General features: G+C 52.7%; 1 protein-coding gene. It reads right to left on the bottom strand.

Annotated features, from left to right (window positions below; genetic code table 11):
* Positions 1–1160 (bottom strand): elongation factor Tu (tuf, locus tag M3079_RS09355; protein ID WP_249078917.1); only part of this gene is annotated, 1160 nt, incomplete at its 3' end.
* Position 1161 lies beyond the last annotated feature (1 nt).

Here is a 1161-nt window from a genome sequence, read left to right on the forward strand (position 1 = left end):
GCGCCAACGGTACGGCCGCCTTCGCGGATTGCAAAACGCAGGCCTTGTTCGATTGCGATCGGGGTGATGAGTTCTACTTCCATCGTTACGTTATCGCCAGGCATTACCATTTCGGTGCCTTCCGGAAGTTCGGTTACGCCGGTTACGTCAGTGGTTCTGAAGTAGAACTGCGGACGGTAGCCGTTGAAGAACGGGGTGTGACGGCCGCCTTCTTCTTTCGTCAGTACATATACTTCTGCTTTGAATTTGGTGTGCGGATGAATGCTGCCCGGTTTTGCAAGTACCTGGCCGCGTTCGATTTCTTTGCGGTCTACGCCACGCAGCAGGCAGCCGATGTTGTCGCCGGCTACTGCTTCGTCAAGCAGTTTGCGGAACATTTCTACGCCGGTTACTACAGTGCTCTTCTTTTCTTCTTTCAGGCCTACGATTTCTACCGTGTCGCCTACTTTTACGCTGCCACGTTCTACACGGCCGGTTGCTACTGTGCCGCGGCCGGTAATGGTGAATACGTCTTCTACAGGCATCAGGAACGGTTTGTCGGTTGCGCGTTCCGGAGTCGGGATGTATTCATCTACTGCGTCCATCAGTTCGATGATTTTCTTTTCGTATTCTGCGTCGCCTTCAAGTGCTTTCAGTGCGGAGCCTACTACGATAGGAATATCGTCGCCGGGGAAGCCGTAGCTGGAGAGCAGTTCGCGTACTTCCATTTCTACCAGTTCGATGAGTTCCGGATCGTCTACCATGTCGGCTTTGTTCAGGAATACTACGATTGCAGGTACGCCTACCTGGCGTGCCAGAAGGATGTGTTCGCGGGTCTGCGGCATCGGGCCGTCAGCTGCGGATACTACCAGGATTGCGCCGTCCATCTGTGCTGCGCCGGTGATCATGTTTTTAACATAGTCGGCATGGCCCGGGCAGTCTACGTGTGCGTAGTGACGGTTTGCGGTTTCATATTCTACGTGTGCGGTGTTGATGGTGATACCGCGTTCTCTTTCTTCAGGTGCTTTATCGATCATGGAGTAGTCCATGAATTCTGCGCCGCCGCGTTCTGCAAGAACTTTGGTAATAGCTGCGGTCAGGGTTGTTTTGCCATGGTCAACGTGACCGATGGTACCAATGTTAACATGGGGTTTTGTTCTTTCATATTTTTGCTTTGCCATT

It is taken from the genome of Phascolarctobacterium sp. ET69 (assembly GCF_023336935.1).
GTDB classification, from domain to species: Bacteria; Bacillota; Negativicutes; order Acidaminococcales; family Acidaminococcaceae; genus Fusicatenibacter_A; species Fusicatenibacter_A intestinipullorum.